At 61.2% G+C, this 18,513-nt stretch carries 17 protein-coding genes and 1 riboswitch; of the genes, 14 read left to right on the plus strand and 3 right to left on the minus strand.

Going from position 1 to position 18,513, the window contains the following annotated elements; all coding sequences use genetic code 11:
- The first annotated feature begins 94 nt into the window (after positions 1–94).
- The 4 genes from PHU01S_RS00510 to PHU01S_RS00525 all read left to right on the plus strand — a co-directional run bounded on the left by PHU01S_RS00510 (position 95) and on the right by PHU01S_RS00525 (position 5,394).
- Complete coding sequence (locus PHU01S_RS00510) at positions 95–1,279, plus strand: acetyl-CoA C-acyltransferase (protein ID WP_127505491.1); 1,185 nt, start codon at positions 95–97, stop codon at positions 1,277–1,279.
- Between the two features lie 146 nt (positions 1,280–1,425).
- The gene (locus tag PHU01S_RS00515) at positions 1,426–3,210 is read left to right on the plus strand and encodes an acyl-CoA dehydrogenase FadE (RefSeq protein WP_127505493.1); all 1,785 of its coding nucleotides are present in this window, start codon (positions 1,426–1,428) and stop codon (positions 3,208–3,210) included.
- A 25-nt stretch (positions 3,211–3,235) separates the two neighbouring features.
- Positions 3,236–4,933 carry a long-chain-fatty-acid--CoA ligase gene (locus PHU01S_RS00520; RefSeq protein ID WP_164762919.1) on the plus strand — a complete coding sequence of 566 codons (1,698 nt, stop codon included), beginning with the start codon at positions 3,236–3,238 and terminating at the stop codon, positions 4,931–4,933.
- Positions 4,934–4,959: 26 nt separating this feature from the next.
- Positions 4,960–5,394 carry a PaaI family thioesterase gene (locus PHU01S_RS00525; RefSeq protein ID WP_053086963.1) on the plus strand — a complete coding sequence of 145 codons (435 nt, stop codon included), beginning with the start codon at positions 4,960–4,962 and terminating at the stop codon, positions 5,392–5,394.
- 62 nt (positions 5,395–5,456) lie between these two features.
- Here PHU01S_RS00525 and PHU01S_RS25530 read toward each other — a convergent pair whose 3' ends face one another.
- Positions 5,457–5,981, minus strand: coding sequence for a hypothetical protein (locus PHU01S_RS25530; protein WP_164762920.1), 525 nt, complete (start codon positions 5,979–5,981; stop codon positions 5,457–5,459).
- 310 nt (positions 5,982–6,291) lie between these two features.
- Here PHU01S_RS25530 and PHU01S_RS00535 point away from each other — a divergent pair, with 310 nt between their 5' ends.
- The 5 genes from PHU01S_RS00535 (at position 6,292) to PHU01S_RS00555 (ending at position 10,763) form a co-directional block, all read left to right on the plus strand.
- On the plus strand, positions 6,292–6,975 hold the full coding sequence (locus PHU01S_RS00535) for an NAD-dependent epimerase/dehydratase family protein (RefSeq protein ID WP_164762921.1): 684 nt from the start codon (positions 6,292–6,294) through the stop codon (positions 6,973–6,975).
- Positions 6,972–8,084: a hypothetical protein gene (locus PHU01S_RS00540; protein ID WP_127505500.1), complete on the plus strand. Its 1,113-nt coding sequence runs from the start codon at positions 6,972–6,974 to the stop codon at positions 8,082–8,084. Before PHU01S_RS00535 ends, PHU01S_RS00540 begins: the two co-directional genes overlap by 4 nt.
- Before the next feature lie 55 nt (positions 8,085–8,139).
- Positions 8,140–10,062, plus strand: a complete 1,923-nt coding sequence (locus PHU01S_RS00545; protein WP_021879883.1) for an ATP-dependent DNA helicase — start codon at positions 8,140–8,142, stop codon at positions 10,060–10,062.
- Position 10,063: 1 nt separating this feature from the next.
- On the plus strand, positions 10,064–10,363 hold the full coding sequence (locus tag PHU01S_RS00550; RefSeq protein ID WP_048749697.1) for a DUF6509 family protein: 300 nt from the start codon (positions 10,064–10,066) through the stop codon (positions 10,361–10,363).
- Positions 10,364–10,427: 64 nt separating this feature from the next.
- Positions 10,428–10,763: an MGMT family protein gene (locus tag PHU01S_RS00555; RefSeq protein ID WP_048749695.1), complete on the plus strand. Its 336-nt coding sequence runs from the start codon at positions 10,428–10,430 to the stop codon at positions 10,761–10,763.
- Here the strand turns inward: PHU01S_RS00555 and PHU01S_RS00560 are convergent.
- Positions 10,760–11,740, minus strand: a complete 981-nt coding sequence (locus tag PHU01S_RS00560) for a DMT family transporter (RefSeq protein WP_246029102.1) — start codon at positions 11,738–11,740, stop codon at positions 10,760–10,762. The genes PHU01S_RS00555 and PHU01S_RS00560 overlap by 4 nt on opposite strands.
- A gap of 122 nt (positions 11,741–11,862) precedes the next feature.
- A riboswitch (FMN riboswitch) is annotated at positions 11,863–12,016 on the minus strand.
- A 132-nt stretch (positions 12,017–12,148) separates the two neighbouring features.
- Here PHU01S_RS00560 and PHU01S_RS00565 point away from each other — a divergent pair.
- Positions 12,149–12,535 (plus strand): hypothetical protein, encoded by a 387-nt coding sequence (locus PHU01S_RS00565; protein ID WP_049867443.1) that lies wholly within the window; start codon positions 12,149–12,151, stop codon positions 12,533–12,535.
- Positions 12,536–12,691: 156 nt separating this feature from the next.
- Here PHU01S_RS00565 and PHU01S_RS00570 read toward each other — a convergent pair whose 3' ends face one another.
- A complete protein-coding gene (locus PHU01S_RS00570) occupies positions 12,692–14,047 on the minus strand; it encodes an MFS transporter (RefSeq protein ID WP_127505505.1) in 1,356 nt (451 codons plus the stop codon).
- 126 nt (positions 14,048–14,173) lie between these two features.
- Between PHU01S_RS00570 and PHU01S_RS00575 the strand changes: the two genes are divergently transcribed.
- The 4 genes from PHU01S_RS00575 (at position 14,174) to PHU01S_RS00590 (ending at position 18,505) form a co-directional block, all read left to right on the plus strand.
- Positions 14,174–15,667 carry an aminotransferase-like domain-containing protein gene (locus PHU01S_RS00575; protein WP_164762922.1) on the plus strand — a complete coding sequence of 498 codons (1,494 nt, stop codon included), beginning with the start codon at positions 14,174–14,176 and terminating at the stop codon, positions 15,665–15,667.
- Positions 15,664–16,380 (plus strand): response regulator transcription factor, encoded by a 717-nt coding sequence (locus PHU01S_RS00580; RefSeq protein WP_021882428.1) that lies wholly within the window; start codon positions 15,664–15,666, stop codon positions 16,378–16,380. The genes PHU01S_RS00575 and PHU01S_RS00580 overlap by 4 nt, the downstream gene beginning before the upstream one ends.
- The gene (locus PHU01S_RS00585; RefSeq protein WP_127505509.1) at positions 16,377–17,720 is read left to right on the plus strand and encodes a sensor histidine kinase; all 1,344 of its coding nucleotides are present in this window, start codon (positions 16,377–16,379) and stop codon (positions 17,718–17,720) included. Before PHU01S_RS00580 ends, PHU01S_RS00585 begins: the two co-directional genes overlap by 4 nt.
- Positions 17,721–17,824: 104 nt before the next feature.
- On the plus strand, positions 17,825–18,505 hold the full coding sequence (locus tag PHU01S_RS00590) for an ABC transporter ATP-binding protein (protein ID WP_049867439.1): 681 nt from the start codon (positions 17,825–17,827) through the stop codon (positions 18,503–18,505).
- The last annotated feature ends 8 nt before the right edge of the window (positions 18,506–18,513 follow it).

Raw genomic sequence — 18,513 nt, forward strand, 5'->3', positions numbered from 1 at the left:
ATCAAAGAAATCCGGGGGCAAGAGCGATCGGAAGGGCCTTTTATTTCCGGAGCGGCTGCTCACAAAACGCGAACCATTAAAGGAGCGTGAAGTCATGAGAGAAGCGGTAATCGTATCCATGGCCCGGACGGCGATCGGCAAAGGCAAGAAAGGCAGCCTTCGCCAAACCCGCGCGGACGACCTCGGCAAAATCGTGCTGCAGGAAGTAGTCTCGCGGGCGCCGGGGCTCAAGAAAGAAGATGTGGAGGATATCATCATCGGCTGCGCGATGCCCGAAGGGGAGCAGGGGCTCAACTTCGCCCGCATCATGTCGCTGTATGCAGGCTTCCCGGTGACGGTTCCGGCGCTGACCGTCAACCGGTTCTGTTCCTCCGGCCTGCAATCGATCGCCTTCGCGGCGGAGCGCATCATGACCGGCAACGCGGATGTGATGATCGCCGGGGGGGTGGAGAGCATGAGCCACGTTCCGATGACCGGCTTCAAAATTTCCCCGAATCCGAAAATCGTCGATGAATACCCGGAAGTCTATATCGGGATGGGGCATACGGCCGAGCGCGTCGCGGAGAAGTTCGGCGTCAGCCGCGAGGACCAGGACATCTTCGCTGCCCGCTCCCATGAGAAGGCGGCTGCAGCCATCGCCGCAGGCAAGTTCGCCGATGAGATCGTCCCGTTCGAAGCGGAGCTCAAGTCCATGGAAGACAGCGGCAAGGTGAAAACCGAGAAGTTCGTCTTCAACACCGATGAAGGCGTCCGCGTCGATACGACGCCGGATACGCTCGGCAAGCTGCGCCCTGCGTTCAAGCTGAACGGCTCGGTGACGGCGGGCAACTCCTCGCAGATCAGCGACGGAGCGGCTGCGGTCGTCATCATGAGCCGCGAGAAAGCCGACGAGCTCGGCCTGAAGCCGCTGGCTACGTTCCGTTCGTTCGCCCTTGCGGGCGTCGAGCCGGAGATCATGGGCGTAGGCCCGGTCGAGGCGATTCCAAAGGCGCTGAAGCGAGCCGGCATTTCCCAGGAGCAGGTCGATCTCTATGAAATCAATGAAGCGTTCGCCTCCCAGTGCCTCCATATCATCCGGGAGCTCGGCATCGACGAGGAGAAGGTCAATGTCAACGGCGGCGCGATCGCGCTGGGCCATCCGCTCGGCTGCACCGGCACCAAGATCAGCGTCTCGCTGATCAACGAGCTGCGCCGCAGAGGGGGCGGCTACGGCGTCGTGTCGATGTGCATCGGCGGCGGCATGGGAGCGGCAGGCGTCTTCGAAGTCCATTCCGCTTGAGCAGGTAGAGTGCAGGCAAGGGATGCTGCACCGGGGCGTCCAGCCGGCCGAGGCGGAGCAGAATTCCGCTGGCGGCCGTATCTGCGGCGGGGAAATCCGAGGGCAGCATGGCTCATCAATCCAACCCATTCCAAGGAGCGATTATCATGACGACCAAAAGCAAAGTGCTGGGCGGAAGCTTCATTATCGAGGATATCGACGCGAGCAGCATTGTCATCCCGGAAGAATTGACCGAAGAGCAGCGCATGATCGCCGAGACGACGGAGGATTTCGTCGCGGGCGAGATCGCGCCTGTCGACGAGGCGATCGAGAAGCTCAATTATGAGCTGACGGTCGAAAAGCTGCGCAAGGCCGGAGAGCTTGGCCTGCTGGGAGCCGATGTGCCGGAAGCCTACGGCGGTCTCGGGCTCGACAAGGTCAGCTCCACACTGATCAGCGAGAAAATGACGAAGGCGTCGGCATTCGCCCTTTCCGCCGGCGCGCATGTCGGCATCGGCACGCTGCCGATCGTCTATTTCGGCAATGAAGAGCAGAAGCAGAAGTACCTGCCCAAGCTCTCGACCGGCGAGCTGATCGCGGCTTACTGCCTGACGGAGCCGTCCTCCGGCTCCGACGCTCTCGGCGCCAAAGCGACGGCCGTCCTGGACGAGGACGGCAAGCATTACGTGCTGAACGGCACGAAGCAGTTCATTACGAACGCCGGCTTCGCCGACGTGTTCATCGTGTACGCCAAGGTGGACGGCAAGGACTTCAGCACGTTCATCGTCGAGCGTTCGATGGAAGGGGTGAGCATCGGTCCGGAAGAAAAGAAAATGGGAATCAAAGGCTCCTCGACCTGTCCGCTCATTCTGGAAGACGTCAAGGTGCCGGCCGAAAACCTGCTGTGGGAAGTCGGCAAGGGCCATCTGATCGCCTTCAACATCCTCAACATCGGCCGCTACAAGCTCGCCGTCGGCTGCGTAGGCTCCTCCAAGGACGCCATCGAATACTCGGCCAAATATGCGAATGAACGCGCCCAGTTCGGCCGCCCGATCAGCAGCTTCCCGCTCGTGGCGAAGAAGCTGGCCGATATGAACATCCGCACGTACGTCATGGAGTCGATGGTCTACCGCACGGCCGGGCTGTTCGACGTCGGGCTCGCCGACGTGGACTATTCCGCTGCCGACGTCGGCTATCAGTCGGCCAAGGCGATCGCGGAATACCAGCTGGAATGCTCCATCAACAAGGTGTTCGCATCCGAAGGCCTCGACTTCGTCGCCGACGAAGGCGTGCAGATCCACGGCGGCTACGGCTTCACCCAGGAATACCGCGTCGAGCGCATCTACCGCGATTCCCGCATCAACCGCATCTTCGAGGGCACGAATGAGATCAACCGGCTGCTCATACCCGGCACGCTCATCAAGCGCGCGATGAAGGGCGAGCTGCCTCTCATGCAGAAAGCGATGAAGCTGCAGGGCGAGCTGCTGGAAATGCGCTCCTCGCTCGGCGAGAAGTTCGAGGGCACGCTGGAGCGGGAAGCTCATCTGCTCTCCAACGCCAAGAAAATCTTCCTGATGGCCGGCGCCGGAGCCGTCCAGAAGTACCAGATGAAGCTGGATCAGGAGCAGGAAATACTGAGCAACCTGGCCGACATCATGATCTCGATCTTCGCGATGGAAAGCGCCGTCCTCCGCACCCAAAAGCGCATTTCGCTCCAGGGCGGAGCAAAGGCTCAGCTCGGCGTCGACATGACGACCGTCTTCGTGCAGGAGGAGTTCGCCCGCATCGCGGAGCTTGCAAAGGAAACGCTCGCCGCCATGGAATCCGGGGATACGCTTCGCACGCAGCTGTCCGTGCTGAAAAAGCTGACGAAGTCGAATCCGGCCAATACGGTGCAGCTGAAGCGCCGCATTGCTTCGCGCGTCATCGAAGCGGAGCGCTACGTTCCTTAATCGGGCAGGAAATGGGGTGAACGGCATGTCAAACCGGCCATGGCTCAGCCATTATCCCGCCGAAGTACCGCCGACCTACGACTATCCGGACCAGAACCTGGCGGAATTCCTGGTCCAGACCGCCCGCAAGCATCCAAAGCGCACCGCGCTGGAATTCATGGGCGCCCGCATCTCCTACGAGAATCTGTTGGATCAAACGTACCGCTTCGCGAACGCCATGAACGGGTTCGGTCTCCGCAAGGGAGACCGGGTCGCGGTCATGCTTCCCAACTGCCCTCAGGCCGTCATCGCCTATTATGGCGCGCTGCTCGCGGGAGGCATCGTCGTCATGACGAATCCGCTCTATATGCCTCGGGAGCTGGAGCATCAGCTGACGGACAGCGGGGCGAAAATCATCGTCACCTTGGATCAGCTCGTCGGCCGCGTGAAGCAATCGATGGCCAAACAGCCGATGGAGCGGATTATCGTCACTTCCGTGGCGGATTATCTGTCCTTTCCGAAAAATCTCCTCTATCCGATCAAGGCCAGGAAGGACGGCACGCCGATTCCTTCGATCGACTATGACGGCGAGGAGCTGATTTCGTTCCGCAAGCTGCTGAAGCAAGCGGAGCCCAAGCCGGCCGGAGTGCCGATCGACGCGCGCAACGATTTGGCTCTGATCCAGTATACGGGCGGCACGACGGGATTCGCCAAGGGCGTCATGCTGACCCATCGCAATCTGATCGCCAATACGATCCAGTCCAAGCTGTGGAACTACAGGGCCGGCGGCCCGGAAGAGCGCTATCTCGCCGCGCTGCCCTTTTTCCACGTCTTCGGCATGACCGTCCTGCTCAACCTGGGCATCCTGAACGGATCGACGCTTGACCTGCTCCCGAGGTTCGAGATCAAGCAGGTGCTCCGAGCGATTGCCAAAAAAAAAGCTACTGTCTTTCCAGGCGCGCCGACGATGTACATTGCCGTCATCAATTATCCCGATATCAGGAATTATGATCTTTCCTCGATCAAAGCCTGCATCAGCGGGGCAGCCTCGTTGCCGCTCGAGGTGCAGGAGAGATTCGAGCAGCTCACGGGAGGCAAGCTGATCGAAGGGTACGGCCTTACGGAGGCGTCGCCGGTCACGCATGCGAACAATATTTGGGAGAAACGCAAGCCGGGCTCCATCGGCATTCCTTTCCCCGATACGGAAGCCAAGATCGTCCATCCCGATACCGGGGAGGATGTCGAGCCCGGCGAGATCGGAGAGCTGATCGTCCGCGGGCCGCAGGTGATGTCCGGCTATTGGAACCGTCCCGAGGATACGGCGGTCACGATCAGGAACGGCTGGCTCTATACGGGCGATCTCGGCCGGATGGACGCGGACGGCTATTTCTTCATCTTGGACCGGCGCAAGGATCTCATCATCGCGGGAGGGTATAATATCTATCCCCGAGAGGTGGAGGAGGTGCTCTTCGAGCATCCCGACGTCGAGGAGGCGATCGTCGCCGGCATCAACGACCCTTACCGGGGAGAGACGGTGAAGGCCTATATCGTGCTCAGAAGCGGAGCGAAGGAGGATCCTCAGGCGTTGAAGGCGTTTTGCAAGGAAAGGCTTGCCGCCTACAAAGTGCCCAAGGCGTACGAATTCCGCGCGGCGCTGCCCAAGACGCTCGTAGGCAAGGTGCTACGGCGCAAGCTGATCGAGGAAGAGCAGGAGAAGGAGAAGGAGAAAACGGCAAAGGACTGAAGCGCCGTCTGAAAGGAGAACGCCGGATGGACAACAACTTGGAAGCGGATTCATCGATCCTGGCCAAACAAATGGCGATCTGGGAGGAAGCGGCGAAAGAATCGTTCTGGGGCTTTCTGGGCGCCGAGATGCAGCAGCTGGAAAACGGCAGATGCGTCGTCTATCTCGATGTCCAGCCGCATCATATGAATCTGATCGGCATTCTGCATGGCGGGGTCTATGCGACGCTGATCGATTCCGCGATGGGGATGGCCGCGATGGCGGCCCATCCGGAGACGGCTGTCGTGACGACGAACCTGAACCTCAATTATGTCTCGCCGATCAGGGAGGGACGGCTGATCGTCTCGGCCGAGATCGTCCATCAATCCCGCAAGATGATCAGTACGCAAGCGTACGCCCGCACGGAACAAGGGGACTTATGCGCCTTCGGCACCGGTACCTTCCGCGTGCTCGGCAAGTAGGCTGCCCGCATCGATTTTACCGCTTCTGCTGCCGCAGAAGCGGTTTTTGCTTTAGCTTGAGCTTATTGCAGGTAGCAATGAGCAGAAAAAATCGTCTTACTCGGAGCTTCTGTGGCAGAAGCAGCGAAATAAGCAGAAAAAATCGTCTTCCTCGGAGCTTCTGGGGCAGAAGCGGCGAAATAAGCAGAAAAAATCGTCTTCCTCGGAGCTTTTGGGGTAGAAGCAGCCAAATAAACAGAAAAAATCGTCTTCCTCGGAGCTTCTGGGGCAGAAGCAGCCAAATAAGCAGAAAAAATCGTCTTACTCGAAACTTTTGGGGCAGAAGCGGCCAAATAAGCAGAAAAAATCGTCTTACTCGGAGCTTTTGGGGCAGAAGCAGTCAAATAAGCAGAAAAAATCGTCTTACTCGGAGCTTTTGGGGCAGAAGCAGCGAAATAAGCAGAAAAAATCGTCTTACTCGGTGTTTCTTGGGCAGAAGAGGCCAAATAAGCAGAAAAAATCGTCTTACTCGAAACTTTTGGGGCAGAAGAGGCCAAATAAGCAGAAAAAATCGTCTTACTCGGAGCTTTTGGGGCAGAAGCAGTCAAATAAGCAGAAAAAATCGTCTTACTCGGAGCTATTGGGGCAGAAGCAGCGAAATAAGCAGAAAAAATCGTCTTCCTCGGTGTTTCTTGGGCAGAAGCAGCGAAATAAGCAGAAAAAATCGTCTTACTCGGAGCTTTTGGGGCAGAGGCGTGCTTTTTGCTGCTCGGTGAGTCTGTTTCCGAACCCTTTTGGTCCTTCTACACGTCTGTTTCCAAATAGAGGAGCAAAATGCATAATAGAGGCGCAAATTGCTTTCCAAGCGGCGAAATGAAAAAATGGATGGATATCATGGGGCAGAAAAGGAGATTGCAAATGGGAGAAACGGCGGTTGTTGCAGGAGGAACCGGTCTCGTCGGCCGCGAGCTGCTCAACCTGCTTCTTGCAGGAGAGCGCTATGCCAACGTCATTGCGATCGGACGCCGTCCAACGGGCTTGTCGGATCCGAGGCTGGAGGAGAGGGCGATGGAAGGCAGCCAGCCAGAGCAATGTCTCGAAGGCATCCCGGGTGGCTACGACCTGTTCATCGCCACAGGCACGACAATCAACAAAGCGGGTACGCGTGAAGCGTTTCGGCGGGTGGATTACGAGCTTCCGCTGCGGCTTGCCGAAATGGCGGCTTCGCAGGGAGCCGGCGCGCTTGTGATCGTATCGTCCATCGGCGCTTCGCCGGACTCCCGGTATTTCTATCTCCGGGTCAAGGGAGAGCTGGAGCGGCAGCTGGAGAAGCTGAGCCTGCGGCGTCTGATTGTGCTCAGACCTTCCCAGCTGCTCGGGAAGCGCCAGGAGCGGCGGCCGGGCGAGAAATGGGCCGCTGCGCTGGCGAAGCCGCTGTCGGGGCTGATGGTCGGCAAGCTGGCCCGCTACCGGCCCGTTCATGCGGCGACGGTTGCGTCCGCCATGCTGGAGGCGGCGAAGAGGGCTCCCGAGGGAGTGACGGTGGTGGAGTCAGAGCAGATTGCCGCCATCGGCTCGCACGGATGGGGGGCGGACGAATGAAAGCAATCCGCAAGGCTGCATTCTGCGCGGCTGCGATCATGCTCGCGGCGTCTCTCTCCGCCTGCAGCGGGAGAGACGACAAAGCCGGCTCGTCAGGAAAGAGCACGGGCATGGATGCAGCTGCGATCACCCCTTCCTCCTCGCCTGATCACAGCATTGGCGGGCAGGAGCCGACTGAATCGCCATCACCGTCAGCGAGCGCACCAAAGCCGGCTGAAACGCCATCACCGTCAGCGAGCACGCCAAAGGAGTCTGGATCGCCATCACCGTCAGCGAGCGCGCCAAAGCCGGCTGCGTCCGGAAAACCGTCCGCTTCGCCGTCGACTAATACCGCGACAGCGGCTCCTGCTCTTGGAGAGAAATCCCTGACCGCCTACTTCGGCTTTGCCGACGAGACGGGAACGAAGCTGATGATCGTGCCGGATATCCAGGGAGAGATCGATCCGGATGCCCTCTCTTCGATCAAGACCGCAGCGGGAGCAGGCGGCAAGACGCTGCCGGTGGCTTATGCGGGAGTGCAGCAAGGAGACGCAAAGGATAACGGCAGGCAGACGGCATCCAACTTTGTCCATATGAAGGGGTACGTGTTTCAGGTTGAACAGGGTACTGCCCAGCCGAACGCTACCTATTATATGCTGCGCGGCGAGCAAGCACCGGAAGCCTTCTTCCCGGTCGAGGACAGGAAGGCTGCCAAGCCGGACGCCTCTCTGTTGAAGGCCATTGCCCAAGAGAAGAAACGGAAGGTCGACCAGGCTTGGACGATCGGCCGGATAGACGTGAATGGAAAACCAATGGATCTGCTGCTGATCCAGTTCGCGCGGGAGCAAAAAAGCATGCTGGCGAGCCTCGTTCTCGTACCGGAGAAATCGAAACCCCTTTACAAGGACTTCCCGGCGGATTATGATGAAAATTCTACGTGGACCGTGGACGACGGCGGCACCATGAACCCGGACTCCTTTTCCTTGCGCTTTGCCGCGCGTACCGTAGAAGGCATGATTCTGGGCATGGAATGGAATGCTGCCGAGGGCAGCAATTCCTTTCTGCTGCAAGCCGATTCCGGCAAGCTGGCCGATCTCGGCATCGGCGGCGGAAGATACATGAGTCCATGACGGGGCATGAAGCTGCCCCGCAGAAATCTAGAACCAAGCGGAGGCTGCAGCGCATTTGACCCCATATCCTTTCGAATTTGATCCGACCCGTCCCTTCATCGAGCAAGCCAGCGACTGGATCTCGGATGTTTTCTACGATATTCTGCCTGAAGCCGGCTTTGAAGTCCGCGATGAGCAGATTTACATGGCTTTCCAGCTGGAACGGGCCTATAAGGAAAAGAAAACGCTGTTCGCCGAGGCCGGCGTCGGCACCGGTAAAACACTCGTCTACCTGCTCTATGCCGTCGCATATGCCCGGTATACCCGCCGGCCGGCCGTCATCGCCTGCGCCGACGAATCGCTGATCGAGCAGCTGACGAAGGCGGAAGGCGACATCGCCAAGCTGGCGGCTTACCTGGACCTGAAGGTGGATGCCCGGATGGCGAAGTCGCAAAGCCAGTATCTGTGCCTGAACAAGCTCGATGACGTGCGGGGCGACGAGAGCTATGATGCAATCTACGAGACGCTTCCCGAGTTCGTGCGCAAGCCCGATACGCTGCAGTCCTTTCATCCGTACGGCAGCCGCAAGGATTATGCCGGGCTTGACGACGCCCGCTGGTCGAAGATCGGCTGGGACGTGTTCCAGGACTGCTTCGTCTGCCCGCAGCGACATCGCTGCGGCATGACGCTGTCGCGCGACCATTACCGGAAGTCGCCGGATCTCATTATCTGCTCCCATGATTTCTACATGGAGCATGTGTGGACGGCCGAGGCGCGCAAGCGGGAAGGCCAGCTGCCGCTGCTGCCCGAGCACAGCTCGGTCGTTTTCGACGAAGGCCATCTGCTGGAGACGGCCGCTCAGAACGCATTGACCTACAAGCTCCAGCACTCGGTATTTGAATCCATCATCAGCCGCCTGCTGCAGAACGACATCCGCGAAACGCTCGCCTATGCGATCGAGGACGCCATAAGCCGCAGCGAGGAGCTGTTCCGGCGCCTGCAGGAGGCCAGCCGTCCTGTGGAAGGCTCCGAAAGACTGGAGTTCGAGCCGACGCCTGGACTTCTGCGGGAAATCCGCGCTTTCCGCTCCTTGCTGGAGGAGATCGAGGAGCAGCTCGTATTCGAGAGCGGCTTGTTCACCCTGGACGGCTATCACCTTACTATCGTGGAAGAGCATCTCGATATGATCGGCACTGCCCTGGCGCTGTTCGAGAAGCCCGATGGGCTCATCACCTGGCTGCTGCCGGATCCGGATGGCTTGACGCTGGTCATGATGCCGAGGCTGGTCAAGGAAGTGCTTCGGGAGCGGGTATTCGCCAAATCGATGCCGATCATCTTCTCTTCGGCTACGCTGTCGGCCGGAGGCTCCTTCCACTATGCGGCCGATACGCTTGGAATCGAGGAGTTCTTGAGCTTCAGCACTCCGTCTCCGTACGATTACGCTTCCCAGATGCGGATTCATCTCGATCCTGCCGCGGCAGCGGAGGACAAGAGGCGGCGCACGGTCGAAGCGCTCCGCCACAGCGGAGGAAGGGCTCTCCTTCTCTTCCCGTCCCGCAAGCAGCTGGAGTCGTTCCGCGACTGGGCTGCCGTAGCGCCCGAGATGAAGGAATACCGGCTTCACTTTGAAGGCACGGCAGAAATAAGCAGCCTGATCGCGGCTTTCCAGCAAGACGAGGAAAGCGTCCTGTGCGCTCATACTCTATGGGAAGGACTCGATGTGCCGGGTCCGTCGCTGTCGCTCGTCGTCGTCTGGGATCTGCCTTGGCCGCCGCGGGATCCGGTCTTCAACGCCAGGCGCCAAGCGGCGGCGAGCGCCTTCGGGGAAATCGAGGTTCCGTTCATGCAGCTGAGGCTGAGGCAAGGGGTCGGGAGGCTGATCCGATCGCGCGGAGACAGCGGGGACGTCGTCATCCTGTCCTCGCAGCTGCTTGACAGCCAAGTACGGGAAGCCGTCGTATCGGTACTGCCCGAAGGAACGTTACAGGAGGAGAATTGAGATGGAAATTACGGAATACAGCGTGGAGAAAATCAAGGATCCATTCGGCATTCTAGACGGACAGCGGTATGAATACCTGCTTCAGATCGAGGTGGATGAAGAGGACGAGCTGTACTCGCCGAGCGGCCTGTACGTGCGCGCTGTATACAAGCAAGAAGGAGCGGGAGGCTCCATCATCCGCCACGAGATCCGCGAGCGGGGCAGCGACCGGCTGCTGGACTTCGGGCTTGAGGATGAAGAGCTCGCCGAATTGGAGACGTTCTGCAAGGAACATATCGCCGACTCGGAAGCAAACGGATAATCAGGCAAGAGCCCGCGGCTGCTGGACAGCGCGGGCTCTAGTTCTACTTATGGGGGAGAGACATATGCAGCCTTTTACGGAAAAAGTGATCCGGGTCGTCGGCGCCATCCCGGAAGGCAAGGTCATGACCTACGGCTCGGTCGCTGCAGCGGCCGGAAGCCCTCGCGCCGCGCGCCAGGTCGTCCGCATCCTCCATTCCATGGGGGAGAAGTACGGGCTGCCCTGGCATCGGGTCGTCAACGCGGCAGGCTCCGTGTCGCTGCCGGGCGATGCCGGCGAGCTTCAAAGGGCATTGCTGGCCGCGGAAGGCATCGAAGAAGGCTCCCGCGGAGCGATCGATCTCGACCGGCATCGGCATGAACCGGATGCAGAGCAGGCCGGCGGCGAAGCCGGGCATTAAGCGGCGGGCTGCTCCGCTGCGGCTCTCGACGTGCTGCGGCTGAGCATGACGAGCACGCCCCAGATAAGCAGGAAGCCGATCAGCTCATGAATCTTGAGCACGGATCCAAAAGCGATCCAGTTGATCAGGACGCCGACGGCAGGGAAGGCGAGCTCGGCCAGCGTGGCGATGGAAGCCTTCGTCGAGGAAAGCCCTTTATAATAGAGCAGCATGCTCAGAAGGCCGGGAATGAAAGCCTGGAAAAGCAGGTTCACGATCAGGACGGCCGCTGCGCCTGTGCTTCCCAGATGCTTCCAGGAGTCTCCGGCGGCCAGCAGCAGAACGCCCAGCAGCGGGATGGCGAGCAGGAAGCGGAGCGAAGTGACGATATGGAAGCCCAGCTTCTTCTGCAGCAGGTATTTGCCCATGACGGTCGATCCGCCCCACAGGAAAGCGGCGCCGATCGAGTACAGCGCGGCCTGGGAGCCGAGATCGTGCAAGCCGAGCTGCGGACCATGGAAGCCGAATGTAAGCAGGTATGTTCCGGCGAGCGCGACGAGCAGATACCAGGAGAAGCGGGCTGGGAAAGATTCCTTGAGCATGAAGCGGGCGAGAATGATGGCCAGCAGCGGCTGCAGCTTCTGCAGCAGCAGGACGGCGTTGAAGTTGCCCATCGTGAACGCGGACGTGAACAGCACCGTGGCGATGGCGGAGCCGCCCCAGGAAACGAAGAACAGGGCTCCGACGACGCCGAGGGTGAGCTTGCCGGTGAGCTGATGACGGTAATGGATAAGGACCGGTACGGCATACAGAGCGAGGAGAAGATGCTCCAGGAAAACGATCTGCGGAGACGTGAAGGTTTTCAGAAGCAGGATGCGGAAAAGGGGATCGACTCCCCAGAGCGTCGCGCCGAGAACGACGTACCAAATGCCGCGGCTGGGGGTAAACAGGCCTTTGTCCGCGCTGAGCGGACGGTCAAGCGTAGCTGTGTCTTTCAATTCAACAACCTCCAGTGGCGGGTTTTTGAATTGAACCTCGTAGAAGCTCATAACCCCCGCCGAAAGACAAATGGCGGGGGCACGAAATAATACGCCTCGCCAAAATCGTGGCACGAAGCGCATTAAACCTTCTCTCATCCGGACTGTCACCGTCGGCCTTGGATTCTCACCAAGTCAGTCCCGGATCCGCATTCGCAGTTCCGGGAGTCGCGGGCTTCGGCGCGCATTCGCGCCGTCACCGCCGGTAGGGAATTGCACCCTGCCCCGAAGGTTCATATTCAGTTGCGTGAATTATATCACAAGGCGACAGCACTCGACAAGAAAAGTTCATGGTTGCAGGGAGCAGCAGCGCATCTCCCCAGGTATAATAAGGAGGACAAGCGCAACAGGGAAAGGAGAATACTGGTCATGAAGAAATGGACATTCGCGGCGATCGCGGTTCTCATGCTTCTGGTCGCGGCGGGCTGCGGATCTTCCGGCAACGCGCCTTATCAGGATGAGTCGGCGGTCAAGGTCGCGATTACGAGCGACCCGGCAGCCGTGGCCGGAACGCCGCTGCAGCTGACGGCGGCTATCGAGGGACTGGTTACGGAAGAGAACCTCAAAATCGACTTCGACATCCGGGAAGAAACGGAGCAGGAGCTCCCTATTTTGATCACTTCCAAGAAGAAAGCCCAGGGACAGTATGAGGTCACGCATACGTTCGATAAGCCGGGCAAATACGTCATCTACATCCATATCTATTCCGGAGACGATCTCCATATCATCAAGCGCAGCACGTTCGACGTCGCTTGATCCGGAAGCCGGTCAAGGGCTGTCCCCAACGGGGGACAGCCCTTTTTTTCTTGTTCGCTTTAAGGCGCGGGGCAGACCTGTCGATCTCGAGGCTTGGGTGACTGCTGTCCATCGAACCGCATAGGGACGGAAGGCGGCCTCGGCCGGCATCGGTATTCAGCCGGAAGCCTCCAGCTCGGCTGAGCTGCCGCGCGATGGGCGGCGTCTTGCCGCAAGATGCCGGGAGAGCAGGAGGAAGAAGACGAAAGCGAGCGCGCTCAAAATCAAATTGACGGCAATGACGGTCTGGTACGAATGCTGCAGCCGGTAGAGAATGCCTCCTCCGAGCGCGGCAGCCGCACCTCCGAGCTGATGGAGCAGCAGCAGAAAGCCGGTGCGCAGCCCGCCCGGTCCGCCGGCGTTCTCATCCGCGAGCAGAATGCCGCCGGATACGGCGCCAACATAGCTCGCGCCGAAAAGCAGCGAGAAAAATACCGGCGACAGCTGCAGATGGGGAAGCAGCAAGGAAAAGGCGAGAACTCGGACTCCAAACAGCAAAGCCAGCGCTGACGAGCGGGAGGAGCGGTCCAGGAAATAGGAGAACAGAAGTCCGCCGCAAACTTCGAGAACGCCGAGCAGGCTGAGCGAAGCGGCGATCGTTGCGGTCGGCACATGCGAATGCTGGTGGATGGCTGCCAGGTTCATTTCCACGGTGCCCATGCTGAAGCCACAGGCAAGGAGAGAGAAGGAGACGACGAGGAAGACGCGGTTTCGGGCCATGTCCAGCAGCGCGGCGGACTTCTCCCGCCAGCTCTGGGGAGGGTTCGCGGGAGAGGCGCCGGAATGTCCGGACGGAGCTGCGGAAAGCGGCTTTTGGCCGTCCTTCGGTGGGAGGATCGTTTCAGGAGCTGCGGAGAGCTCTTGGTTCTCGGAGAGAGGAACGTTCCCCGTATCTTCATGCCGGCCTCCCGCCCGGCTCCGGAATACGAGCGCCGCCAAAGGAAGAAACAGCAGGTGGACGACGAGCAGCACCGCATAGAGCTGTCTCCACTCGTACTTGTGGCCTTGCGTCAACAGCGGCGTCAGCACGGCCAGGCCAAGCGACCCGGCGCTGCCGAGCAGAGCGAGAGCTTTGGCCCGGTGATGGCGGAACCAGTCCTGCACGAGCATATAGGCCGAGGCGGCTCCCAGCCCGCTCAATCCGGCAAGCAATCCGTTCCCGAGCCAATATCCGAGCGTACCGGGAATGAACAGCACCGAGGCGGCGCCGAGGGCGTTCATCGCGGCGGAAATTCCCATCGCCGCCGCATAGCCTTTGCGGTCGGCGAGAAGGCCGCCGAGCGGCGCGCATACAGCGGTAAGCACGATGGCGGTCGACCACGTAAAGCCGAGAAAGTCCCGCTCGACGCCGAGATCGGCGGTAATTTCCGGCTGGAAAAAAGCGATGACGATGCGGCCCAGCGAGCCTGCGAACGTAAAGCACCACAAGACGGCCAGAAGCAGCCAGGCGAATTTCGGTTCCTTGAACAACATGGCGGTTCCCCCTCTGTTTTGTTGTTATCATAGCGGTTCGGGAGATTGGGCGCACCAGCCAATTGGAGGAAATTTTGCCCATCCAATTCATGAAGGCGATATAATCAAACAAAAGGGGGGATGATCATGTTCTGGAAACCGAGTCCATCCGGCTCAGATGCCGTCTATATCCAAATATGCCGGCACTATGAGGAGCAGATCCGCAGCGGTCTGCTGCCTCCGGGCTCGAAGCTGCCGGCGGAACGGGATCTTGCCCTCCGGCTGGCGGTCAACCGCAGCACGGTCCAGGCGGCATACGGCGAGCTGAGGGCGCTCGGTCTCGTCCAGTCGCGCCCGGGAAGCGGGACGAGCGTCAGCGACTCGATGTGGGAGCAGGGGGAGCGGCAGCCGGATTGGATCCGCTATTTGAGCCGAAGATACAATCCTTCTAGCCGGCTGCAGGAGGCCGTCAACGAGGCGCCTCGAGAAGGCGTGATCGACCTCACCCAAGGAGAGCTGCATCGCAGCCTGATGCCTCTGGAGCTGATGGAGCGGCTGTCGGGAGAGCTTGATTGGAGCCGGCCGTTCAGCTACAGGGACGATCCGCAGGGCGATTGCGGCTTGAGGGAGGCTCTCGCCTCCCATCCGCGGATCGGTCCTTCGCTGGCAGCGAAGCCGGATGAGCTGCTCCTGACAGGCGGCGTCAAGCATTCGCTCGGCCTAATCGCGAGAGCGATGCTGGAGCCGGGGGACGCCGTAGCGGTCGAAGGTCCGTCCTATCTGTACGCGATGGGCGTATTCGCGGCTGCCGGGATCTACATGGTCCGGCTGCCGGTCGACGAGGAAGGCCTCAAGCCGGAAGCGATACCGGAGCTGTACCGCCGCCACCGGATCCGGCTTGTCGTTACGAATCCGACGTTCCAGAATCCGACCGGATCGACGCTGTCGCTGGCGAGACGGCTGCAGCTCCTCGCCATCTGCACCGAGCTCAGGCTGCCGATCATCGAGGACGATCCCTACTCCCTGCTCGGCAGGCCGGGCTGGACGGCGCTTCCTTCGCTGCGCTCGCTGCCCGGCGGCAGGGAGCGGGTCCTATCCTGCGGCACATTCTCGAAGATCGCCACTCCCGGCATGCGGACAGGCTGGATCGCGGCGCCAAGGGCGCTGATGGCGCCGCTGATGGCCGCGCGCCACGCCTCGGGCTTGACGACCAGCCATCCGGGAGAACGTCTGGGAGCGGCGCTGCTGGGCAGCGGCCAGTTCGATACCAGGCTGGAGACCGTCCGGGCGGCTCTCGAACGCAGAAGACAGGCGGCCGCGGAAGCCTCGGCGGCCAGCCTTGCTCCGCATGCGGCCATCCAGGCGGCGCTTCCGGAGGGCGGCTTTTATATCTGGCTGAAGCATGGCCTGGCGCGCTCCGGACTGGAAGTGCTGCAGGAATGCATGGAGCAAGGCGTCGCCGTCAGTCCCGGGGAGCTGTACGGGGAACGTCCCGGCTGGATGCGCATCAGCGTCGCGGCGGCCGAAGAGGACATGATCGCCGAGGGAATACGGCGGGCAGCCGCTGCGTTGGAGCGGCTGGCAGGCAAGGAATGCCATAGGAACAAGAACAATCGGGGCCGGAGGGAGGATCGGGGATGACACGAATTGTATGGGTCGAGGACGAGCGGGAGCTGGCGGAGCAAGGGGCTGCGTATTTGCGCAGAGAAGGCTGCGAGGTCCATACGGCTGATTCGGCAGAAGCGGCGATCGTCCTGATCGAGCAGGAGAAGCCGCAGCTGCTGCTTGTGGATTGGCTGCTGAAGGGCGGCGGAACGGGTCTCGACTTATGCCGCCGCAATGAAAGGCTGTGGCAGCTGCCGATCCTGATGGTGACGGCGCGAAGCGACGAGTTCGACCGCATCCTGGCGCTTGAGATCGGCGCGGACGATTATATCCAGAAGCCGTTCAGCCTGAGGGAGCTGCATGCCCGGATCAAGGCGGTGCTTCGCCGAGCCGGAAGGATGAAGGAAGGAGAGGGCTCGCTCCCGGCTAAGACGGAAGGGCTCGTCCGCGGCGACCTCTCCATCTCTCCGGAGCGGTTCGAAGCCAGCGTCGGAGGGGCTCCGGTGGAGCTGACCCGAACCGAGTTCGCGCTGCTGCTGAAGCTGGCCTCTCATCCCGGAAGGGTATTCACCCGGACGCATCTGCTGGAGGAGGCTCTCGGCGAAGCGTACGCAGGGTATGAGCGGACGATAGACAGCCATATCCGGAATTTGCGGCGCAAGCTCGGCGACGATTCGGCCGAGCCTCGTTATATCGGGACGGTATACGGCGTCGGATATCGCTTCCTTCAGGAAGAGAGGCGCGAATGAAGGCGCGCTCCCTGTCCCGAGCTGCCTGGCTGCGGACAGCCTGCGGCTCGGCCGCTGCGGCGATAGCGGCTGCTGCCGTGCTGGTAGGGACGCCGAAATCGTCGAAGGAGCCTGACGAAGCGAAGCGGCTCGCTCTGTACTGGAGCGGCTATGCGTCTGCGTATGCCGGCTTGCACGGTTCGGCGGACGGCATGGAGGAGGCTCTCCGGCGGGATGCGGCTGCGCATCCCGCCGGGGGCGCTGTTTACTTGGAGGTTAGGACGGCCGCAGGCGAGACGATCGCTGTAGCCGGAGAGGATGGTCCTCGCGGCAGCCGTCTGTCGTCGGTCAAGCCTTTCATGCTTGACGGACGCGTGGCGGGAACGGTCGAGGCCTCCGTCGCCTCCTCTGCCGGCGGGCCTGCGGCGGTATGGCCTGCCGCCGCAGGCATGGCCGCGTTCGTCTGCGCCTGGGGCCTGATGAGGCTGGAGGCCGCTCGCGGCCAGCGTCGGCTGAGACTGTGGGCCGACGAGGCGAAGCTCCTTCGGCCGAGCGGCAGCGGGCATACTGCCGCTGCGGCAGTGCATGGAGCGCGCATGCTTCAGGCGCCCGCCGCCGAGAATCCGGCCGAGGCGGAGCTGTCCGTGCATCTGTCCGAAGCGGCCGACTACATCCAGCACCTGCAGACGGTGCGCAAATCGATGGTGGGCGAAGTCGCCCATGAGCTGCGGACGCCGCTTGCCGTCCTGCTGGCGTCTCTGGACAACGCCTTGTACGAGGAGCGGGCGCTGGATGCCTCCCAGCTCGCCAAGTTGTCGGAGCAGGCGAGAGGGATGGCCCGTCTTGTCCAGGATCTGCAGGATCTGTCGCTCGCCGAGAGCGGCCGGCTGGCGCTGGACAAGCGCTGGTTCGCTCCGGCCGAAGCGGCCGCCGCGATCGCGGAGCTGCTGGAAGCGGAGGCCGGGGATAAAGGAATCCGGGTCCGGACGGAGCTCGACGAGGCGGCGAAGGTATTCGGCGACGAGAAGCGGATCCGCCAGCTTTTGCTCAACTTGTCGGACAACGCTCTTCGGCATGCGCGCACGACGATGACCGTCCGAGTCGCGGCGGCAGGCAGCGGAGTGCGGATCGAAGTCGAGGACGACGGCTGGGGAATGGAGGAGGAAGAGCTCGATCAGCTGTTCCAGCGCTATGTCCGCAGGCGGACTTACGCGGACGGAAGTCCCGCGCCGCGCGGGCTCGGATTGGGGCTGGCCGTCGTCAAGGGCATTGCCGAAGCCCATGGAGGCTCCGTCGGCGTCAGCAGCCGCTTCGGAGCGGGAGCTCTTTTTTATGCCGAGCTTCCTGCCTATCGCGAATAGCCGCCTTCTGCACAATGTCTGCACATTGTGTCGATGGCTGCTGCACATAAGCCTGTTAGTCTACTGGCGTACCCGCCGAGCGGGAGAAAGGGGCTGGCGCCGGAATGCTGAAGGCGAAGCAAGTGAGCAAAACGTTCGGGACGGGCAGCGAGGCCGCCCGGGCGCTCAAGGAGATCAATCTGCAGGTAGAGGAAGGGGAGACGGTGGCGGTCACCGGGCCGTCGGGCTGCGGCAAGACGACGCTGCTTCATGTGCTGGCCGGCCTGGAGCCGCCCGGGAGCGGCGAAGTCTGGCTCGGAGAGAGCGCTCTCCACAAGCTCGGCGAGAAGGAGCTGGCGGAGGTCAGGCTTCGGCGGATGGGCTTCGTTTTCCAATCCTATCATCTGGTTCCCGTCCTGAGCGCGGCCGAGAACGTCATGCTGCCGCTCATGGCCAGAGGCATGTCCAGGAAAGAGGCGCAGTCCGCAGCGCGGGAAACGCTGAAGCTCGTCGGGCTGGAGAACAAGGCGGCGGCGTTGCCGGCGCAGCTGTCCGGAGGCCAGAACCAGCGCGTGGCGATCGCCAGGGCGGTAGCCGGCCGCCCGGACATCCTGTTCGCGGACGAGCCTACGGGCGCGCTCGACTCCGATACGGCGGAGCAGATATTGGGTTTGCTGGAGATGCTGAATGTCCGCAGCGGCACGACGATCGTGCTCGTGACGCATGATGCGGGCTTCGCAGCCCGGATGAAGAGGCAGATCCGCATGTTCAACGGGCGGATCGTGCATGACGGAGGTACGCTCTGATGCTGGCG

Source organism: Paenibacillus humicus NBRC 102415, from assembly GCF_004000905.1.
GTDB classification, from domain to species: Bacteria; Bacillota; Bacilli; order Paenibacillales; family Paenibacillaceae; genus Paenibacillus_O; species Paenibacillus_O humicus.

What these genes read in the sequence shown, in the direction of transcription:
- PHU01S_RS00510 (WP_127505491.1), top strand. Translation starts at nt 95, where the DNA reads ATGAGAGAAGCGGTAATCGTATCCATGGCCCGGACGGCGATCGGCAAA.
- PHU01S_RS00515 (WP_127505493.1), top strand. Translation starts at nt 1,426, where the DNA reads ATGACGACCAAAAGCAAAGTGCTGGGCGGAAGCTTCATTATCGAGGAT.
- PHU01S_RS00520 (WP_164762919.1), top strand. Translation starts at nt 3,236, where the DNA reads ATGTCAAACCGGCCATGGCTCAGCCATTATCCCGCCGAAGTACCGCCG.
- PHU01S_RS00525 (WP_053086963.1), top strand. Translation starts at nt 4,960, where the DNA reads ATGGACAACAACTTGGAAGCGGATTCATCGATCCTGGCCAAACAAATG.
- PHU01S_RS00535 (WP_164762921.1), top strand. Translation starts at nt 6,292, where the DNA reads ATGGGAGAAACGGCGGTTGTTGCAGGAGGAACCGGTCTCGTCGGCCGC.
- PHU01S_RS00540 (WP_127505500.1), top strand. Translation starts at nt 6,972, where the DNA reads ATGAAAGCAATCCGCAAGGCTGCATTCTGCGCGGCTGCGATCATGCTC.
- PHU01S_RS00550 (WP_048749697.1), top strand. Translation starts at nt 10,064, where the DNA reads ATGGAAATTACGGAATACAGCGTGGAGAAAATCAAGGATCCATTCGGC.
- PHU01S_RS00555 (WP_048749695.1), top strand. Translation starts at nt 10,428, where the DNA reads ATGCAGCCTTTTACGGAAAAAGTGATCCGGGTCGTCGGCGCCATCCCG.
- PHU01S_RS00565 (WP_049867443.1), top strand. Translation starts at nt 12,149, where the DNA reads ATGAAGAAATGGACATTCGCGGCGATCGCGGTTCTCATGCTTCTGGTC.
- PHU01S_RS00570 (WP_127505505.1), bottom strand. Translation starts at nt 14,047, where the DNA reads ATGTTGTTCAAGGAACCGAAATTCGCCTGGCTGCTTCTGGCCGTCTTG.
- PHU01S_RS00575 (WP_164762922.1), top strand. Translation starts at nt 14,174, where the DNA reads ATGTTCTGGAAACCGAGTCCATCCGGCTCAGATGCCGTCTATATCCAA.
- PHU01S_RS00580 (WP_021882428.1), top strand. Translation starts at nt 15,664, where the DNA reads ATGACACGAATTGTATGGGTCGAGGACGAGCGGGAGCTGGCGGAGCAA.
- PHU01S_RS00585 (WP_127505509.1), top strand. Translation starts at nt 16,377, where the DNA reads ATGAAGGCGCGCTCCCTGTCCCGAGCTGCCTGGCTGCGGACAGCCTGC.
- PHU01S_RS00590 (WP_049867439.1), top strand. Translation starts at nt 17,825, where the DNA reads ATGCTGAAGGCGAAGCAAGTGAGCAAAACGTTCGGGACGGGCAGCGAG.